The following is an 18,256-nucleotide window of genomic DNA, read 5'->3' as shown; positions in this document are numbered from 1 at the left end:
GCCGTTAGAACGGATCCAAATTCTCCGAACCCAAGTCCGTGGGAATGGGATTCGTGTCCAGGTCGATATCGATCTGGCCGGGATCCAATCCCTCGCCAGGCAATTGGCTCACCGGGTCGATCATCGTCCCGCTATCAATCGCAAGCCCGGCGCCGGGCGTCAGTTCAGTTTCTATCGAAGGAGTTATCGAGTAATCGGGCGTCGAACGCAACATCGCTGCTTCGTCGGGGCGGCCCAGCGGGTTGGCGAGGTCGAATTCGCCACCGCTGGCCAGCGTGGTTCGATCACCGGCTTGAACCGGGGCAGAGGCCGGCTCGGACGTAACTTGTGGGCCGGAACCAGAATCAGAGCAACCTGCTAGCATCACTAGCGCGCAACTGCAGAGGACGGGTCGGATAGAACCCAAACGCATCGGACTTCTCCCTACTTATGGTGAACATTCGCCTGTTCGCCGCCTAAGTAAGGGTCGGTCTTCCACGACCCATCAAATGTCTACTTTACCCATCTGAATTCCGCATGCAACACTGTTTGAACTTTTTTCCGCTCCCGCAAGGGCAGGGGGCGTTGCGGCCTACCCGCTCGCCACGGTTGCGAATCGGGTCGAGCTTCCGCTCCGAGCCGCCGGAGGCGTCGATGGCCGCTTGTTGCTGTTGGGCGATGTCCGACGGCGGCGCTTCGTCGTGGATGGCCTGAGTTTCAGTCCAGGTGCTTTTGACGAACCGCTCGTCGAGCTGTTCCATCTTGAACACCAGGTCCGTGACGTAGGCGCCCACCGAGTCCCACATGTTCTCGAACATCCGCATGCCTTCTCGCTTGTATTCGACCTTGGGGTCGACTTGAGCGTAGCCACGCAGGCCAACGCTGGACCGCAAATGGTCCATTGCCAGCAGGTGTTCCTTCCAGGCGGTGTCGAGAATCTGCAGCAGTAGCATCCGCTCCATCTTCCGCATCTCGGGGCGGAACTTGTCCTCCACCTCGCGCGACACCCGGCGGAGCGCTTCGTCGCGGTTGAGCTTCGCGAGTTCCTCGGCGGTGATCTCCGAGTCGCACGACTTCTGCAGCCAGCTGGTAAAGTCGTCGAGCTTGCCGTTGCCGCCGGTCACGAGTCCCAAGTGAGTGGACGTGCCATCGGTGCCGGCGAATAGCGTCTCCACTCGCTCGCGAGCTTCCTCGGCCACTTCGTTTGCCTTGGCGGCCGACTGTTGGCTACAAGCCACCAGGACCTTCTGGATCTCCTCGCGCTGCTTGTTCTTCAGGTCGTCGATCGTCAGCTTGGCGTCGAATCGCTTTTGAGCCCAAGCCACCAAGTCCTCGCGGCCCAGTCCCGCAGCGCCGGCCGCAGGCCCCATGAATCGATACAGGCCGGCGAGCACCGGGTATTCCGACTCGCGGAGGTCGTAGGCGCCGAGTACTCGCTCGTGCGCCGTGTCGATGATTTCTGCGGCCGACTTGTCCTTCACTTCTTCGGGCGTAACTTCCACGCCGAACTTGTCGCGGAGAAACGCACAGGCGGTTTGCACCGAGTAGTCGGGCTCGAGGTACCGCTCGCACGAAGAAAGGTCGATCTTGTCGATCGCTTCGTGGGCCTTTTCGATCAAGTGTTCGGCGATGTGCTCGATACCGAGCTTCTTGACGTCGCGCTCGCTGAAATTGTAACCCCAGCGTGCATTGGCCCACTTGGCCAGGGCGTTCCAGTTCCAGTCGTTCGGCTCGTCCTCCGGCAGGTTCTCCTCAATCGCATCGAGCACCTGCGACTCGGCCATCCGTTGGGCTTCGTCGCGGGCGTTACGTTGGGCTTCCTCGTACGATTGATTGCGGAAGTCGCGAGCTTCAAGTTGCACGCCCAGCAGGTTCGACGCGACCGTGGCGAACGACTCGACCCCGTAATTCGGTTCGAGCATGATGCCCAGGTGGTGGTCGATCTGCTCGCGGATCATGTCGGTGATCAGGTCGCGGCAGTTTACCCCGTCGAGGATCTGCTGGCGGAAGCCATACACGCGCTTTCGCTGCTCGTCCATCACCTCGTCGTACTCGAGCAGGTTCTTGCGAATCTCGAAGTTCGACTCTTCGCGCTTCTTCTGAGCACCTTCGATCCTGCGGCTGACCATCTTGCTTTCGATGGCCTCGCCTTCCTGCATGCCGAGCCGAGTGAGCATGTTCTTGACCCACTCGCCGGCGAAGATCCGCATCAGATCGTCTTCGAGCGACAAGTAGAATCGGCTCGAACCGGGATCGCCCTGACGACCGCAACGGCCGCGAAGCTGCAAGTCGATACGGCGGGCTTCGTGGCGTTCGGTGCCGATGATGTGCAATCCGCCGATCTGGCGGATGTCCTTGCCTTGCTCGCGCATGCCGAACTTCTGGTCGTACTCGTCGGTGAGCCGTTTCCATTCTTCCTTGGGCACGTCCAAGCGGCTCTCGTAGGTTTGCTGCAACTCGGCCCAGGCCATATTCTCGGGGTTGCCGCCGAGGATGATGTCGGTACCGCGACCGGCCATGTTCGTGGCGATGGTCACCGCGCCCTTGCGGCCAGCCTGGGCGACAATCTCCGCCTCGCGCTTGTGCTGTTTGGCGTTCAGCACCTCGTGTTTGATGCCACGGCCGTTGAGCAGGTTGCTGAGCCGCTCGCTCTTTTCAATCGACACGGTACCGACCAGAATCGGCCGACCCTGCTTTTGCATTTCGGCGATCTTGTCGAGCGGAATCTTCTCTTCCTTCTTGGAATCCTCCGCCTGGAAGACCACCACCTCGTTGCGCTCGGCGAGAATCTCGCCGCGGAGGATCTCGCCGGACTTCAGTTGGATTTGGTCGTACTTGATCAGGCCTTCGATCTCCTCGGCGATCGCTTCGTACTTTTCCTTCTCGGTACGATAGATCACGTCGGGATGGCCGATCCGCTGCAGCGGCTTGTTGGTCGGCACGCCGATGACGTCGAGCTGGTAGATCTTCCAGAACTCGCCCGCCTCGGTCAGCGCGGTACCGGTCATACCGGAGAGCTTGTTATACAGCTTGAAGAAGTTCTGCAGCGTGATCGTGGCGAGCGTCTGGTTCTCTTCCTTGATCTGCACACCTTCTTTGGCTTCCACGGCCTGGTGCAGACCGTCGCTCCACTGGCGACCTTCCATCAGGCGGCCGGTGAACTCGTCGACGATGACAATTTTGCCATCCTGGATCACGTAGTTGACATCGCGCTTGTAAAGGTTGTGAGCCTTCAGCGAGTTGTCGATCAAGTGCGGCCACTGCATGTTGCCGGCCGTGTAGAAGCTATCGACGCCGGCCAGTTTCTCCGCCTCGCGAACACCTTCGTCGGTGAGCGTGACCGAGTGCTCTTTCTCCTTGACCTCGAAGTGCGTGTCTTTCTTCAAGCCCCGCGCCACCTTGTCGGCCTTCTGGTACTTGGAGATGTCGTCCTCCGCCGGACCGGAGATGATCAGCGGCGTACGCGCCTCGTCGATCAGGATGTTGTCCACCTCGTCGATAATCGCGTAGTTCAGCGGGCCCTGGGCTTGTTGGTCGCGTTTGTCGAAACGCTCGTCGCCGCGGGCTGCCATCCGCATGTTGTCGCGCAGGTAGTCGAAGCCGAACTCGTTGTTCGTACCGTAGGTGATGTCGCAGGAGTACGACGCTTGCCGTTCGCTGGGACTCATGCCGGAGTAGATGGCGCCGACGACTAGGCCCAGGTTGGTGAAGATGGGACCCATCCACTCCATATCGCGGCGGGCCAGGTAGTCGTTCACCGTGATCACGTGCACGCTGCCCGCTAGCGCGTTGAGGTACGCCGGGAGCGTCGCCACCAGCGTTTTACCTTCACCGGTGACCATTTCGGCAATGTTGCCTTCGTGCAGGATCATGCCACCCAACAGCTGCACATCGTAGTGCCGCATATTCAGGAAGCGTTTACCCGACTCGCGACACACCGCGAACGCTTCGACCAGCAGGTCGTCGAGCGTTTCGCCCGCTTCCAGGCGTTCGCGGAACTTCACCGTTTGCGCGGCGAGTTCTTCGTCGCTCATCGACTGGTATCGCGACTCCAGCGCGTTGATAGCATCCACTTTGGGTTGCAGTCGCCTCAAATAGCGGGCGTTCGCCGAGCCGAACAGAGACGTGATGGCTCGCTCGAACTTGCCGAGTATCGCGTTGGCGATGCCCGAGAGGAATTCCCAAATACGTTCCAACAGTTCCATGGCCGTCAACCGCAGCTATCGTGATAGAATGTCAAAATGGCAGGGCAGGGTACCCTGTCGGCAAGCCAGATATCAGAGGCAATAATGATGCCGCGAACGTTCTGGCCGCAGGGCGTTCGCCCTGGCAAACCAGAGGTTGTCGCCGTAAGATACTACAGCACAAAAGTTTACAGCCACACAAAATGTCGGTCAACCGCGCCTTTCGAGGGGGTGCCGACCACCCACGCCTGCCAGTCGTTCGCGGTTTGCTAGCAGAGATTTGCCCGTGCCTAAGTCCATTGCCACCACCGACATCCGCGGCGAGATGATCCTCCTGGGCACCGGCACCAGCGTCGGCGTGCCGGCCGTGGGTTGCGGCTGCGAGGTGTGCACTTCGGACAATCCCCGCAACCAGCGGTTGCGGGCGAGCGCTATCCTCGGCCTGCCCGAGGGCAACCTGCTGGTGGACACCTCGCCCGACCTGCGGCTGCAGCTGCTGCGGGAGAAGATCGGCCTGGTGCACTCGGTGATCTACACGCACGAGCACGCCGACCACGTGTTCGGGCTCGACGACCTGCGGCTGATGCAGTTCTACCTCGACGGTCCGGTACCGCTGTACTGCGAGGAGATCGTCGAGCGGCGCATCCGCCAGTCGTTCGACTACGCGTTCGCCAAGGACGAATCGCCCAGCCTGGTGCCGCAACTCGAGCTGCACCGCATCGGTCTGGAGCCCCTGGAAGTACTCGGCGCCCAGGTCACGCCCGTTCGCTTGCACCATGGCGAGGCGTTCGACGTGTTGGGATTCCGCTTCGGCAACGTGGCCTACTGCACCGACGTGAACCGCATCCCGCCCGAAAGCATGGAGCTGCTCCAAGGCCTCGATGTCCTGGTGCTCGACGCGCTACGGAAGACACCCAGCAAGACCCACTTCACCATCGACCAAGCGGTGGAAGTGGCCACCCAGTTGGCAGCCAAGCGGACCTACTTCACCCACGTGGCCCACGAGCTGGAATACGAAGCCACTAACGCCGAACTGCCCAAGGGCATGGAGCTGGCCTACGACGGCCAGCGGATCGCATTGACGTAGGGCCACCATTCAACTTGTAGCCGGATTCGCAAGAATTCGGACGTGTTGGTTGGTCGTCTGAATTCTTGCGAATCCAGCTACACTACCGTGGGCGCACAAAAAAGACGCTCCGCGACTTCGCGGAGCGTCTTGGTGGTTCAGCTCCATAAGGAGTATGGAGGTACTATCTAGCGGCCGATGGCCACACGGTTGTTCTTCAGCAGCATCAGGTAGTCGATCAAGATCGACAAGGCTTCCTGATTGTAGTGGTCTTCCATGTCGAACACCGGGCGGTCGTTGCTTACCGCTTCTTCGAAGGCGTCCTCTTGCTCCTTGTCGGCGTCCAGTTCTTCACGCTCGGCCAGGAACTCCGCCTTGTTCAAGGTAACCGTCTTGCGGTCCTTTTGCTCTTCGAACTTGTTGATCCGCTTGATGTCCTTGGCGAAGTCCTCGCTCTTGGCGATGCGAGCCTTGGACGATTCGCGGAGCTGGCTCACCATGTTCGAGTCGACCATCTGGTACTCGTCGTGGCTCAGGCTGCCGATCTTGTCGAATGCCAGGGCGTAGTCGAGGTCCGACTCGCCGACGTCCAGGTGCGAAGTGAGCGAGGGAATCACCACATCGGACACCACGCCCTTGTTCTGCGTGCTGGCGCCATCGGGACGGTAGAACTGCTGGATGGTGAGCTTCATCGCTCCCATGTTCATGTCCTTGTTGATGCGGAACAGCAGTTGGGCGACGTCGTACAGTTGCTGCACGGTGCCTTTGCCGTGGGTGGCGTCGTCGCCGACGATCAGGCCACGGTTGTAATCCTGCATGGCGCCGGCGAAGATCTCGCTGGCCGAAGCGCTGAACTTGTTAGTCAGCACCACCAGCGGACCCGACCAGACCATGCCCGACTCGGGATCTTCGAACCGCTGGGCGCGTCCGTCGGGACCCTTCACCTGGACCACGGGGCCCTTGTCGATGAACAAGCCGGTCATGTTGACCGCTTCGGTCAGCGAACCGCCGCCATTGAAGCGGAGGTCGACCATCACCGCATCGACGCCCTTGGCGTTGAAGTCCTTCAGCAGTCGGCGGACGTCACGCGTGGTGCTCTTGTAATTCGGATCTCCCGCCCGGGCGGCGTCCATGTCCATGTAGAAGCTTGGCAGCGCGATCACGCCCACGCGGTAAGGCTGGCCGTTGGGCTTGGTGCCCCACTCGACGATTTCGCTGCGGGCTTCGCTCTCGGTGAGTTTGATTTCCTGCCGCACCAGCTTATAGACCTGCAGGTCTTTGGGATTGTCGACAGGACGCACTTCGAGTCGCACAATGCTGCCGCGCTCGCCACGGATCTTGCTCACCACGTCGTTGAGCTTCATGTCGACGATGTCTTCGATCTCGCCATCGTCGCCCTGTCCTACGCCGATGATTTCGTCGCCTTCCTTCAAGCGGCCGTCCTCGTCGGCAGCGCCGCCGGCGATGATCTGGTGCACTTTGGTGTAGCCGTCTTCGCTACGAAGCGAGGCGCCGATGCCGTCGAGCTTCAGACGCATCTGGATTTCGAAGTTGTCCAGCGTGCTGGGCGACATGTAGGTGGAGTGCGGGTCGAAGCCGGTGGTCATCGCGGTCAGGTACATCTCCAGCAACTCGTCGTTGCTGGTCTGGTCCCAACGCTTGCGAATGCTGGTATACCGGCGCGTGAGCTTCTCACGGGCTTCGGAGGGCTCCATGTCATCCGCGATGAACGTCAGCATCTCGTACTTCACGCGACGACGCCACTTGTCTTTGGCTTCTTCGGGCGTTTTGGCGTATTTGGCCGCATCCGCATCGCGGATCATTTCCTCCTTCAGCGTGAAGTCGTGTTCGGCGTTGACCTGCTCCAGGGCGATGTCGATTCGCTCATCGACACGCTCCATGAAGCGTTCGAAAATCTTGTAAGCCATGCGGATGCTGCCGCCGCGAACCTGATCGTCCAGCTCGTGCTTGTTGCGACTGAACTCGTCGACGTCCGACTGATAGAAGAACAGCTTCAGAGGGTCGAGCGACTTGAGCATCGACTCCAGGCATCGCTCCGACGCCTGATCGTCGATTCGCTTCTGCGAAATATGTTGCTTCTCCATGAGCAGCGAAACCGCCAGGGCGATCTGTCGGTCTTCAGCCGATTGTTCCGTGGGCCGGGCGTAGGTTGGTGCTGCGACCAACAGGGCAGCCACACCAAGGGACAGACAATTGGCAAAGCCTGGTCGAACGGCGGTAGCGTGCTGCATGGCGAAACTTCCTTCAATAAGAATCAGCGGCCGAATTGGCCGAAGGGCAGGCGGACAAAGTCCAGTAGGCGTTTTATCGGTCCGAACCTACCACCATCGACAACACCGTTTGCGGGACTTGAAGACCTCCAACGGCGTTTTGAAGCTGGCCGGGCCTGAAACGTGGCCCGTAAAGACCGTAAACGACCTAAGTTACTTCACTTTCGACACTTAGTGCATGATACCCGTACTTTGCGCAAGCGGCAAGATCGAGGTTATTCGCCCAGTTTTCACAATCCTGAGACTGCATGCATGTGTAAGGTACGCACGGCTTTTGCCTCTGGTTCGTAGGGGTTTCCCGCTCACCATCTGCCGGTGGAGCTTGGCTAACCGTGTCAGACAGGCGGGCGCCAGGAGCAAATTGCCACTGCCGCGCGCGATCGCTTGTCGTACCGCGGCCAGCCACGACGATGAACAGACTACCTGCTGCGCTGGCAACCGCGCGCGCTCGCCTGCCACTATCCACCCCCGTAGTTCCGCCCGTCATGTCCAACCTATTCCGTTTGAGCGTTCCCATGGCCCTGCTGGCTGCTGCCAGTTGTCTGGCCGCCAGCGAGTGCATGGCCACCGGGTGGTGGAACCTGCCCTCGACAGCCAACCAGTTCATGGGGTGCGGCTTCGGTCCCGGCTATCACGCGCCGATGGTCATGGGGAACGCGTGGCGGGGCAAGGCCGCCAGCCCGGGCGTTCGCCGAGTGCCGACCCCGCTGCACCTGCCGCGCTACTCGGTGGGCATGGTTCACCACGAGCAGCACTACACGCCGCAGCATGAGTACCAAGTTGAGCAGTACCAGCCGCAGTATCGGCCCACGGCGCCCAGTCAGTCGATGACCAATCAGCCTATCCACCGGCAGCCGACGTTTGCTCCCACGGTGCCGCTTCCAGGCGCGGAGACTGTGACACCGCAGTTGTTCGAAGCTCCAACACTAGAGCGTCCGGCCGCTGCATCTCCGCAAACGCCCGCCTCGCCTTCCGAGCAGCCCGCCGCCGAGCAACTGCCGGTGCCGTGACCTCTCGACCGCTGCTTGGGCATCTAGATCCTTGGGGCATCTACTTTGGGCGATGGAACCGGCCATGCGAGCGCGTTAAGCTCAGCACCGTCGTTCGTCTGCGGTGTCCCGAGGAGATTTGGTGTACACGGAACTTCTGGTGCTGCTGGTCGCCCTGATGCTCGTCGCCGCCTGGATGCTGCGCGGCGTGTGGGGTCGTCGGCGGTGGCGAAGGCAGCTCGAGCGGGGCAGTGAGCAACTGCCTAAAGTCTGGCGGCAGCTCGAGCAGCAGTTTCTCGAATCGGCTGCCGCCACCGGGAAACCACGTGGGCTGGTGTGGAAGGAGTCGCGGTTTCACGACGCGGCGCTATTGGCCCGCGACCGCTCCACGGGCGATTTGTACGCCCTGGTGGGCATTACCATCGCCTTCGAGGCCGTTTTGGGCGGCGATATGGAGGACGTGGCCGCCGTGAGCAACCTGCGGTGCGCCACCGCTCTGTTAGAATGGCGCAGCGGACAGTGGTGCACCGCTGGGCGCGTTTTGTTTAACATGGAACCGCACGAAGCAGCCAAGCACTACGCCGGGCACCTGGAAGCCATCGGCGAGTTGCAACTTCCATCCTCCGACTAGAGCCAGGCATCTCATGCGAATCACCAGCCTATTTGCGTACGCCTTCTTCGCCGCCTTAAGTTCGTTCGCCTCGCTTGCAGATGCTGCAACAGAGCAACCGAACATCCTGTTCATTTTCGCCGACGACCACGCCTACCAGGCGATCAGCGCGTACGGCTCGAATCGCAACCAGACGCCCAACATCGATCGAATCGCCAACCAGGGAATGCGGTTCGACCGCTGCGTGGTAACCAACTCCATCTGCGGTCCCAGCCGCGCGGTCATCCTCACTGGCAAGTACAGTCACAAGAACGGCTTTTACGACAACCGCAGCGTGTTCGACGGAACGCAGATGACCTTTCCCAAACTGCTGCAGCAGGCCGGTTACCAAACCGCCATGGTTGGCAAGTGGCACCTGAGGACCGACCCCACGGGTTTCGACTTCTGGGAAGTGCTGCCCGGGCAGGGGCGCTACTACAGCCCGGTGTTTCGCACGCCCGAGGGACGCGTGGTGAAGAAGGGCTACGTGACCGACGTCACCACCGACACCGCGCTGGAGTGGCTCGAGAACGGTCGCGACCAACAGAAGCCGTTCCTGCTGATGCTGCAACACAAAGCGCCGCATCGCGAATGGGCGCCGGGTCCTGACCACGTGGCCGACTACAACGGCGAGACCCTGCCCGAGCCGGAAACGCTCTTCGACGACTATCGCAACCGCAGCGACGCCGCCAAGGACGCCACGATGCGCGTCGGCGATCACATGCGGCCCATGGAAGACCTGAAGGTCTGGCCCGAGGGTGCGAAGTACGCCGAGCGGCAGTTCAAGTTGATGAGCCCCGAAGAACAGCAGGCGTGGAAAGCGGCCTACAAAGAGGAGAACGACGCCTACATGCAGGACCCACCCACCGGCGAGGCCAAGACCCGCTGGAACTACCAGCGATACATCAAGGACTACCTGCGGTGCATCGCCTCGGTGGACGACAACGTGGGCCGCGTGCTCGACTACCTCGACGAGCACGGGCTGGCCGACAACACAGTGGTCGTCTACTCCAGCGACCAGGGTTTCTACCTCGGCGAGCATGGCTGGTACGACAAGCGGTGGATGTACGAAGAGTCGTTCCGCACCCCGCTCGTCGTCCGCTGGCCAGGCGTGGTGCAGCCGGGCTCGGTCGAAAAACGGATGGTCTCGAACCTCGACTTCGCCGAGACCTTCCTCGACATCGCCGGCGTGGACATCCCCGCCGAAATGCAAGGCGCCAGCCTCGAGCCGATGCTCCGCGGCCAGCCGGTCGACCAGTGGCGCGACTCGTTCTACTACCACTACTACGAAGGCCCGCCGGCCTCGCACGACGTCGCCCGCCACTACGGCGTCGCCACCGACCGCTACAAGCTGATCCACTACTACGACCTGGACCAGTGGGAGATGTTCGACCTCGAGGACGACCCGAACGAAATGATGAGCGTCTTCAACGACCCCACCTACGCGGATGTCCGCGCCGAGCTGGAACAGAAGCTGGCCGAACTCCGCCAGCAGTTCGAAGTTACCAGCGACGAGCCGGAGCCGCTGAAGAAGTAGCGGCTGGCCGAGACTCCTTCCCCAACGCTTCTAACGCTGCAAAAAACCCCGGCAAACCATGCGCTTGGCCGGGATTTCTCGAAGCCGGGAAGCACTGCTGGTGACAAGCCGGTAGTGGTAGGTGGTCTGTTCAGCGAGGGACTCCAGGTGTGGTGTTCGGAGACACGTTTATGCCTGGTAATTCGAGGTTCAAGAAATTTAGGTCCGGTCGCACCCAACACAAGGCATAGTATCCGAGCGAGAGCCCTACCAGGCCTGCGATCAGGTGTCCCAGCATGTGGACTACGACTGGCAGGCTCGTTCCGCGAACCGATCGCCTGCGGATCGTAGGGACTACGGGAGTGGAGATCTGCTCTGCTTCCCTTGTTGGTTCGTACTCGGTGGCACTCGTTGTCACCGGAAATTCGGTAGCCGGCGCTTCAGCAATCTTGAGGAGATGACTGGAAGCAGCGAGCGGTGCTCCAAATGGTATAGCAGGCTGAAGGTCATCTTTGCGGGCTGATGGCGGAACTTCGGCTGGCTTGTAGTCGTCGGTGCGTAATGCGGCGTCATCGCTACCCGTTCGGCTCGCCATATCGTCGATCAAGGTGGAAACCGCTTCTTCAAAATCACGGTACCCACCATCACGGCAGATAATTTCTCGCCACTTCTTCACCTTCTGATTCGGCAGTCCCCTCACACGTTCAAGTTCAATCTTCGCCTCCGTGCCATGGCCCTCTACTCTCGCATCAACCGATAGGCGGCCATTTGCCTCGAAGCGATAGTTCACCCCAATTGACGTTCCTGCCGGCAGCCCAGGTGGCAGGTTCTTGATTGCTGCAACAGCTAGGCGAGAGCATTGCTCAGGCATCGAGCTATCCCCCTCTAGCAGTTGGACCTTTACGCTGCGCTGGTTATCGACCTTGGTCACGAACTTCCGAGACACCTCATACGGGAGAGGTGTATTGCGCGGAATGATAGTGACGTTCTCGGTACGCAGCGTTTCTTGGTTTACGCCTTCAATACCTAGGCCGTGTGAGTTGACGTCTGTCACTTTCAGTTTAGGAACGGCGGGATCGATGCCCTTCGCACCCAGTAAGAAGCGAGCGTAGATAGCAGCACCTCGGGCAACAGCCTCGTCTGGATGTACCTCGTCGTCCGCGTGAAGCCCACTTGCCTCTTCCATTGCTCTGCGAACGGCCGGCATGCGAGTAGATCCGCCGACAAGCAGTAGTCGATCGATTTGGTGCCACAAAACGTCCGCTTCGCGCAAAGTTTGATTCGTTGTGAATACAGTGCGAGCCACCAGATCCGCTGTTAAGTCCTCAAAGTCTGTTCTACTCACTGGCAGCTTCATCTCGCATCCTGCGATTTCGACGCAAAGGCTGGCGATCGGGCTAGTCGACAGTTCATGCTTCGTGGCCCGAGCAGCCCGAATCAAACGTAGACGGTCGCACTCGGATAGCGACTCGACTTGGGGCCAAAGCAGTAGGAACTGTTGCTCAGCATAGTCGGCAAGTCTTTCGTCCCAGTGAATACCACCTAGTTCATAGTCGCCATCCGTGGCAAGTGTCGTCACTCCCTCTGAGGACAATCTCATAACGGTCACATCGAACGTTCCACCACCGAGGTCGTAGACTACAAGCGTTAATTGCTCGCTGGGTGCGCCTTCGGGAGTCAGGTAGCCCAGCCGCTCACCAAATGCCAAAGCCGCCGCTGTGGGTTCGTTGACGATGTCGAGCACTGGCAAACCGCTCATTTTACCAGCATCGGCCGTGGCCTTGCGACGCGCCTCGTCAAAATAGGCTGGCACGGTAATTACGGCACCGTACTCCCCAGGGATATTCCTAGAGATGTCTTTCTCCAGTTGACGAAGAATGAATCCTTGGATGGCTTCCGGCGGGAATTCTTGGTCGAGTATTCTGCGGCGGTACAAAGATGCACCCATATCCCGTTTGACGTTCTCCGCTACAGATTCGGGCCTGCTCGGGGCTAATTCCCAGGCCTCTACTCCGACTTTGATTCCATTCTCCTCGAAAAGCACTACACTTGGCGTCAGCAGGCTGCCCACTGAATTCTCAAGCATTCGAGTTTCGCCCTGGAAATCTACGTAGCTAACGGCCGATAGAGTTGTGCCTAAATCGATGCCCACCGAGGTAAATCTTGGCATGAGTCCCCCCGATCGGTGGGCCGATATTTGTTGTAGATTGATCAGTTGTCGGCTAGTATACCCTTCTAGAGAGGCATCCACTAGCTAAGCTGCGGGCACGCGGCAATCATGTATTTTGGTTGGATAGATCATAGTAGGGGTGCGGGGGATGAGCACGAGAGACTCCACGGGATTTGATCCTTACTACAAGTGGCTTGGTATTCCGGAGTCAGAGCAACCTCCGAACCACTACCGGCTTCTCGGCCTAGAACTCTTCGAGGAGGACCCCGAGGTAATCACGGCGGCCGCTGACCGCCAAATGGGGCACGTAAAAGCCTTTGCCACAGGTCCTTACGCCGCTCATTCTCAATTGCTCTTGAATGAGCTATCGAAAGCGCGGGTTTGCCTGCTCAATCCCAACCTGAAGCCGATTTACGATCAGCAATTGGTTAAGGTGCGATCGCAAAGACTAAAAGCGATATCCGCCGCTGCGGCCGATGCGCGGCCAGCAGCTCCGACGCCTCAGCCTACTCCCAATTCTGAGCCTCTTGTCAGTTCTAAGCCATCGGATTCGACGATGGCGTTGGAGACATTGGTTACCGCACCGTCCAACTCGATCCGCTACAAGCGCCGCAAAAAAAGTTCTCCTATTGCGATCTATGTCGGTACTTTTTTGGTTAGCGCTGTGGTGCTAGCTGGTTTGCTTTGGTATGCACAGCAAACTGCACCCGACGTTACTAAGACAACCGCCCAGTCTGAATCTCCTGCAACTACCACCACCATTCCCAACCCCTCCGAAGTCGAAGAGGTAGAACCAGAACAGACACCACCCACGAAGCCAATATCGCGGTCAGTTAGCCCTGCGTTTCGCCGCCAGGAGCCTGCGATACAAGACTCAAACCTGAAGCAACGAAACGGTTTTGGTCAGCCTAACACGGATCTGGTCCGCACCGACCCACGACCAGTGTTTGTCCCGCCATTCAGGCCGCTGCCAGCCATAGTTTCCCTGGCTGATATGGATGCGGATCAGCAGATCATTGGTACTTTTGGATTGCCAATCGAAGACCTCGACGAGCTTAATCTCCACCTGTCGGCACCGGCGTATCTTGACCGTGCGAATCGCATGGTTTTCCTGCGCCCACATCACGATACCGACGAAGGCGTTCAATGGCTGGTATTCGACGAGCCAACCAATTCGGCGCGGGAGATTGCCGCCGGACGAGATCCTGGCGACGCCAAGCCAATTGGAATGTTTCGGGCCACTGAAAACGAATTTAGTTTCTCATGGTTGACGGATACGGTTGGTGAAATTCAGACTGACCGATTGCAGCTTTGCGTTCTACGTCTAGTTTTGGGCGACCAAGTTCATGACATGCAGTTGCGTAAGCCAATCGAAGATCCAGAACCCATCGTGCTGGGAGACTGGGGAGAGATTCACGAACATCAAATCCCTCGAGATTCGATTCCCAATCTACCTCCACCAAGTGAGCTATTCCTCCGAGTTGCTGCCAACGACGGCTTTCCCACAACCACAGTGGTTGATGGTGAGCCAGGTAGACTGAGTGAACAGGAGCAATTGTTATTGTCGTTTAGGGGCACCGACTTCGCAGGGCTGGGTGCCTACTGGGAGAGCAAAGTCAGGACGATCTCTGTAAAGGTGTCGCCCGGCTTTCGTTTGGTCTCCTATCCGAGCGATCTATTTGTTCTTTCCAACAGCGAAGTGGATAAGGCAGAGAAGCGTCTGGAGAAAGACAAACGGGATGCTACCAAGGACTACAACCGACGAGTGAGGAAACGCAGCGTCTTGAATCGAAACTTGACTGCCGCCAACAATATGAACATTAAGATCCCAGGGGGTGGGACGACGGTGGCTCTTCGCAACCAGAAAAAGGCAGCAATCGCAAGAGCCAGGGCGGAGGTCAATGCCAATGAAGCAAGAATAGCTGCGCTAGAAAAAATGTCGCCCCTGATCCGACAAGATGAACAGACTAGGCTTCCAGCCCTCAGGGCACTTGCGTCCGAACTGAATGGGCGGGCGAAAGTGACATTTGAACTATACCTGCCTGTCGCAGGCCAGGAAGTGGTGCTGTATCGCAAGGGAATGCCACCGATAGAATCGGAGGATAGCGAAACTTCGGCAGACGCGCTGCGGCAAGAGGTCAGCGCTCCCGGTTTCTTCCCGCAATGACACGGGGCCAACGTCGATTCGCCACGCACACGAAAAAACCCCGGCAAACCGCGCGTTTGGCCGGGGTTTCTGGAAGCTGGGGAGCAGGGACTTGAACCCCGACTAATGGAATCAGAATCCATCGTGCTACCGATTACACCACTCCCCAGTGCGTGAGTTGTGCAGGGACACAAATGTAGGACGCGGGGTTCGGAAAATCAAGGTGGATCGGGTTGCCCGCAGTCTTCTGGCCACTGGTCACTACCAGAATGCGAGCGGGGCAGCTGCCGTAGTGTCGTGAGCGTAGGTACCCAGCCCGTCACTACAACGTCCTAGCGGCTATTACCTCTCCAAACGCAGGATTTATGGTCAGAACGACACGTGAGAAGGGACCTGTTATCTCAACAAATCCCATAAACACTTTCCAAACCGGAGCACCATCTTCCTCCGTTAGGGTGCATCCGTCGACAATAAATTCTTGTATGCCCTCCTTTTCTCCAAATTCTCTTGCGATACTTTTCGCCTGCTCTTCTGTCACCAAAACTGTCATGTTATCTGTCGCCTCCAGAGACGGTAGTTTTCGCAATACTGTTTGGGCAGGACGCGGGGTTCGGAAAATCGAGGTGGATCGAGGGAGGTTGCCCGCAGTCTTCTGGCCAATGGTCACTGACAGCAGGCGAGCGGGTCAACTGCCGTTGTGTGGTGGTTGGGGTGGTGCTGTGAGGTAGTGACGATTCTTTGTTGCAAGTTCCAGTAATTGTGATTTCTGAGCAGCTTCGAAAGTCGGTACACCAAGGCAATGCTTCATTGCAAGTTGGACCTTGAAGTAGTCCGAAGAAAGATTGCTCGCTAATTCGTGGGCTTTTTGAATAGACTGCTTTGAGGAAGGCACTGTAGCGACATACCGACCGAGAGTTAGACAAGAGTCAATCAATTTCATTAGAGACTGGTCGACCTCAAAGCTCGTGATAAGAGGCTCGCCCAAGCTATCGGACATGAGTTTCCAGACCACTTCACCGTAGTTAGTCGCTGTCTTTTCCTCTTGGCTGACTACCCCATCTGCTTTCTCGCAAGCTTCGTACTGTTGCAGAACTTCCGAAGTGGTTCTCAGGAGTTCTCCACCACAAGACACTATATTCGAGTAGTGTTTGAACTTCTCACGCCAAATCTCTTGGCCGTATGGCTCCCATCCAGCTAGCCTTCGAAACCAATCAGTACGAGCAGCAATTAACAGTGATCCAAGCACACCTACTAGCGTTACAACGAGCTGAATCGAAACCTGCTGAATTAGAGGGCCGAGCGTTAGCACTTCGCTACCTTCAGTCTGGGCGAGCACCGCGGACTCAATCACTGCAACCCCTTTGCAAACGAGAATGGGAAGGATCGAAGGCTATTCGCCACGCTTCAGCGATTCTTGGATTCACTGCCACCGGCATTCGGAGCAAACGGTTTGTCGTGCTTGAAGTACTCTTGCCCATGGAATTTCGACGAACAGGCGGGACACTCCCATCCGTAGAATCCTTGGGAAACCCAGGTTAGATGCAAAGCGACATTCGACCCTTCCCAGCAGTTGGTGCAGTATGCGCGAGGGTCTAGCAAGCCGTTGTCCAATTCCTCATAGTAGAGACCTTCGTAGAATTTGATTTTTCCCGCGAACTTCAACTTGTCCCGAAGCTCCGCAATCAGCTTTTCCTTTTCGTCGATCGCCTCGCGAAGCTCGCGATTGTCAAAGACGAGAGACTGGGTTTCCAGCAAGGCTGCGTTTAAATCGGTCAGCACTTCCGAGTACTGGCGTAGCTCTGGAAGGCTGGCTAGCTTCCGCATGCCTTCTATGCCCGCCTTCACCGTATCGATGGCATCGCCCATTGTGGCCCTTTGGTTTAACCGGGTGTCACCCCCGACACCCCAAGCCCTGATTCTACCGGATTTCAGGGAACGCGGGCACCGGTCAGCCCGATGGCAAAGGGACGGGGGGTCCAAAAAAATCAAGGTCGACCTGTCTTGCCCGCCCCGTACGCCCGCATAAACTCCGCCGGGTCAATCGCTTCGGTCACCCGGCCCTGGTGGCCGGTCGTCGTGGTCGCCTGCAGCAGGCTGTTGATTACCGCTTCGCAGGTGGCGTCTTTCGTGGCCTGGAATAGCGGGGAGAGGCGGTCGTCGCGGAGGGTGGGTTTGGTTTCGGTCGCTTGGTCCGATTCGTAGCTGGTGCGCAGCGCTTCGGCAGTGCTGAAGGCCAGCACGTAGTCGCCGGAGCCGTGGGAGATGCTCGAGCCGGCGGCGGCCAGGCCCAGCGGGCCGCGGCGGGCCAGTCGGGCGAGTTGCCGCGCGTCGAGCGGGGCGTTGGTCGCTACTACCACGATGCACGAGCCGTGTTCCTGCTTCACCACGTGGTCTTGGAGGTAGTAGTTGCCCAGCCGCTCGCCGATCGGCGCGCCGTCGACCGAGAGCGAGCCGCCGAAGTTCGTTTGCACCAGCACGCCAACCCTGTAGCCGCCAAGCGAGTCGGGCAGCTTGCGCGAACTGCTGCCGATGCCGCCCTTGAAGCCCATGCACCGCGTGCCGACGCCCGCGCCGACGCAACCTTGCTGCACCGCATCGCTGTTGGCGTTGTTGATGGCTGCGAGCACGTGCTCCGACGTCACGCCGCGGCGGCGGATGTCATTCAAGTAACCGTCGTTGCACTCGCCGACCACCGGGTTCACCGAGCGAACGAGTTCGCAGCCGGGCTGCTGGAGCGTCCAACCCACCAGCGCGTCGGCCACAGCGAACGTGCTGAGCGTGTTCGTGAGCAGGATGGGCGTTTCGAGCACGCCCAGTTCGTTCACCTGGGTGCTGCCGACGAATTTGCCAAAGCCGTTCGCCACGTGCACCGCGGCTGGCACCTTGTGCAGAAAGATGTTCTGGCCGTGCGGCAGAATGGCGGTCACCCCGGTGCGCAGCGCGGAGCCATCGGCGAAGTCTTCCACTACCGAACAGTGCCCCACCGCAACGCCGGGTACGTCGACCAGCGTGTTGGTCTCACCTGGTTCCAGCGTGCCGATTTCGATGTCCAACTCGCGCAGCAGCGGCCGGGTGCTGGCATTCTCTTCGGCCGAGCCAGCCGTTGGTAGCAGCAAGGGCAGCAGGCAAACGGCCATCGCCAGCAGCGAAGGACGGCCAGGAAAACATCGGCAGGGCGTGACGAAATGCATAGCGAGCGTGCTTGGGAACGTGGAATCGGAGCAAAACGGCTGAGTCCATGGTAGCCAACCCGGCGGGCGGCCGCG

13 protein-coding genes and 1 tRNA gene are annotated in these 18,256 nt (G+C 59.0%); 5 read left to right on the top strand and 9 right to left on the bottom strand.

Annotated features, from left to right (window positions below):
- Positions 1-4: 4 nt before the first annotated feature.
- Both ACQK2L_RS14930 and secA read right to left on the bottom strand, forming a co-directional pair.
- On the bottom strand, positions 5-412 hold the full coding sequence (locus ACQK2L_RS14930; RefSeq protein WP_425397825.1) for a hypothetical protein: 408 nt from the start codon (positions 410-412) through the stop codon (positions 5-7).
- An 85-nt stretch (positions 413-497) separates the two neighbouring features.
- On the bottom strand, positions 498-4,184 hold the full coding sequence (gene secA, locus ACQK2L_RS14925) for a preprotein translocase subunit SecA (protein ID WP_425397824.1): 3,687 nt from the start codon (positions 4,182-4,184) through the stop codon (positions 498-500).
- Positions 4,185-4,449: 265 nt separating this feature from the next.
- Between secA and ACQK2L_RS14920 the strand changes: the two genes are divergently transcribed.
- Positions 4,450-5,250, top strand: coding sequence for an MBL fold metallo-hydrolase (locus ACQK2L_RS14920; RefSeq protein WP_425397823.1), 801 nt, complete (start codon positions 4,450-4,452; stop codon positions 5,248-5,250).
- 167 nt (positions 5,251-5,417) lie between these two features.
- Here ACQK2L_RS14920 and ACQK2L_RS14915 read toward each other — a convergent pair whose 3' ends face one another.
- Positions 5,418-7,481, bottom strand: a complete 2,064-nt coding sequence (locus ACQK2L_RS14915) for a carboxy terminal-processing peptidase (protein ID WP_425397822.1) — start codon at positions 7,479-7,481, stop codon at positions 5,418-5,420.
- A 524-nt stretch (positions 7,482-8,005) separates the two neighbouring features.
- Here ACQK2L_RS14915 and ACQK2L_RS14910 point away from each other — a divergent pair.
- The 3 genes from ACQK2L_RS14910 (at position 8,006) to ACQK2L_RS14900 (ending at position 10,695) form a co-directional block, all read left to right on the top strand.
- Complete coding sequence (locus ACQK2L_RS14910) at positions 8,006-8,530, top strand: hypothetical protein (RefSeq protein ID WP_425397821.1); 525 nt, start codon at positions 8,006-8,008, stop codon at positions 8,528-8,530.
- A 121-nt stretch (positions 8,531-8,651) separates the two neighbouring features.
- Positions 8,652-9,140 (top strand): hypothetical protein, encoded by a 489-nt coding sequence (locus ACQK2L_RS14905; RefSeq protein WP_425397820.1) that lies wholly within the window; start codon positions 8,652-8,654, stop codon positions 9,138-9,140.
- Between the two features lie 13 nt (positions 9,141-9,153).
- A complete protein-coding gene (locus ACQK2L_RS14900; protein WP_425397819.1) occupies positions 9,154-10,695 on the top strand; it encodes a sulfatase family protein in 1,542 nt (513 codons plus the stop codon).
- A gap of 130 nt (positions 10,696-10,825) precedes the next feature.
- Here ACQK2L_RS14900 and ACQK2L_RS14895 read toward each other — a convergent pair whose 3' ends face one another.
- Positions 10,826-12,844 (bottom strand): Hsp70 family protein, encoded by a 2,019-nt coding sequence (locus ACQK2L_RS14895; RefSeq protein WP_425397818.1) that lies wholly within the window; start codon positions 12,842-12,844, stop codon positions 10,826-10,828.
- Positions 12,845-12,992: 148 nt separating this feature from the next.
- Between ACQK2L_RS14895 and ACQK2L_RS14890 the strand changes: the two genes are divergently transcribed.
- Positions 12,993-15,011: a hypothetical protein gene (locus ACQK2L_RS14890; RefSeq protein ID WP_425397817.1), complete on the top strand. Its 2,019-nt coding sequence runs from the start codon at positions 12,993-12,995 to the stop codon at positions 15,009-15,011.
- A 76-nt stretch (positions 15,012-15,087) separates the two neighbouring features.
- On the opposite strand, the gene ACQK2L_RS14885 is transcribed toward ACQK2L_RS14890, so the two are convergent.
- The 5 genes from ACQK2L_RS14885 to ACQK2L_RS14865 all read right to left on the bottom strand — a co-directional run bounded on the left by ACQK2L_RS14885 (position 15,088) and on the right by ACQK2L_RS14865 (position 18,181).
- Positions 15,088-15,159, bottom strand: a tRNA-Gln gene (locus tag ACQK2L_RS14885).
- Positions 15,160-15,312: 153 nt separating this feature from the next.
- Positions 15,313-15,540 (bottom strand): hypothetical protein, encoded by a 228-nt coding sequence (locus tag ACQK2L_RS14880; RefSeq protein ID WP_425397816.1) that lies wholly within the window; start codon positions 15,538-15,540, stop codon positions 15,313-15,315.
- 135 nt (positions 15,541-15,675) lie between these two features.
- Positions 15,676-16,341 carry a hypothetical protein gene (locus ACQK2L_RS14875; RefSeq protein ID WP_425397815.1) on the bottom strand — a complete coding sequence of 222 codons (666 nt, stop codon included), beginning with the start codon at positions 16,339-16,341 and terminating at the stop codon, positions 15,676-15,678.
- Between the two features lie 53 nt (positions 16,342-16,394).
- Entirely contained in the window at positions 16,395-16,856 is a 462-nt protein-coding gene (locus ACQK2L_RS14870) for a hypothetical protein (protein WP_425397814.1), read from the bottom strand.
- Between the two features lie 119 nt (positions 16,857-16,975).
- Positions 16,976-18,181 (bottom strand): P1 family peptidase, encoded by a 1,206-nt coding sequence (locus ACQK2L_RS14865; RefSeq protein ID WP_425397813.1) that lies wholly within the window; start codon positions 18,179-18,181, stop codon positions 16,976-16,978.
- Positions 18,182-18,256: the final 75 nt, after the last annotated feature.

It is taken from the genome of Aeoliella sp. (assembly GCF_965227375.1).
Lineage (GTDB): Bacteria > Planctomycetota > Planctomycetia > Pirellulales > Lacipirellulaceae > Aeoliella.
Note: the sequence above shows the minus strand (reverse complement) of the source record. Positions and strands in the feature narration are given on the sequence as shown.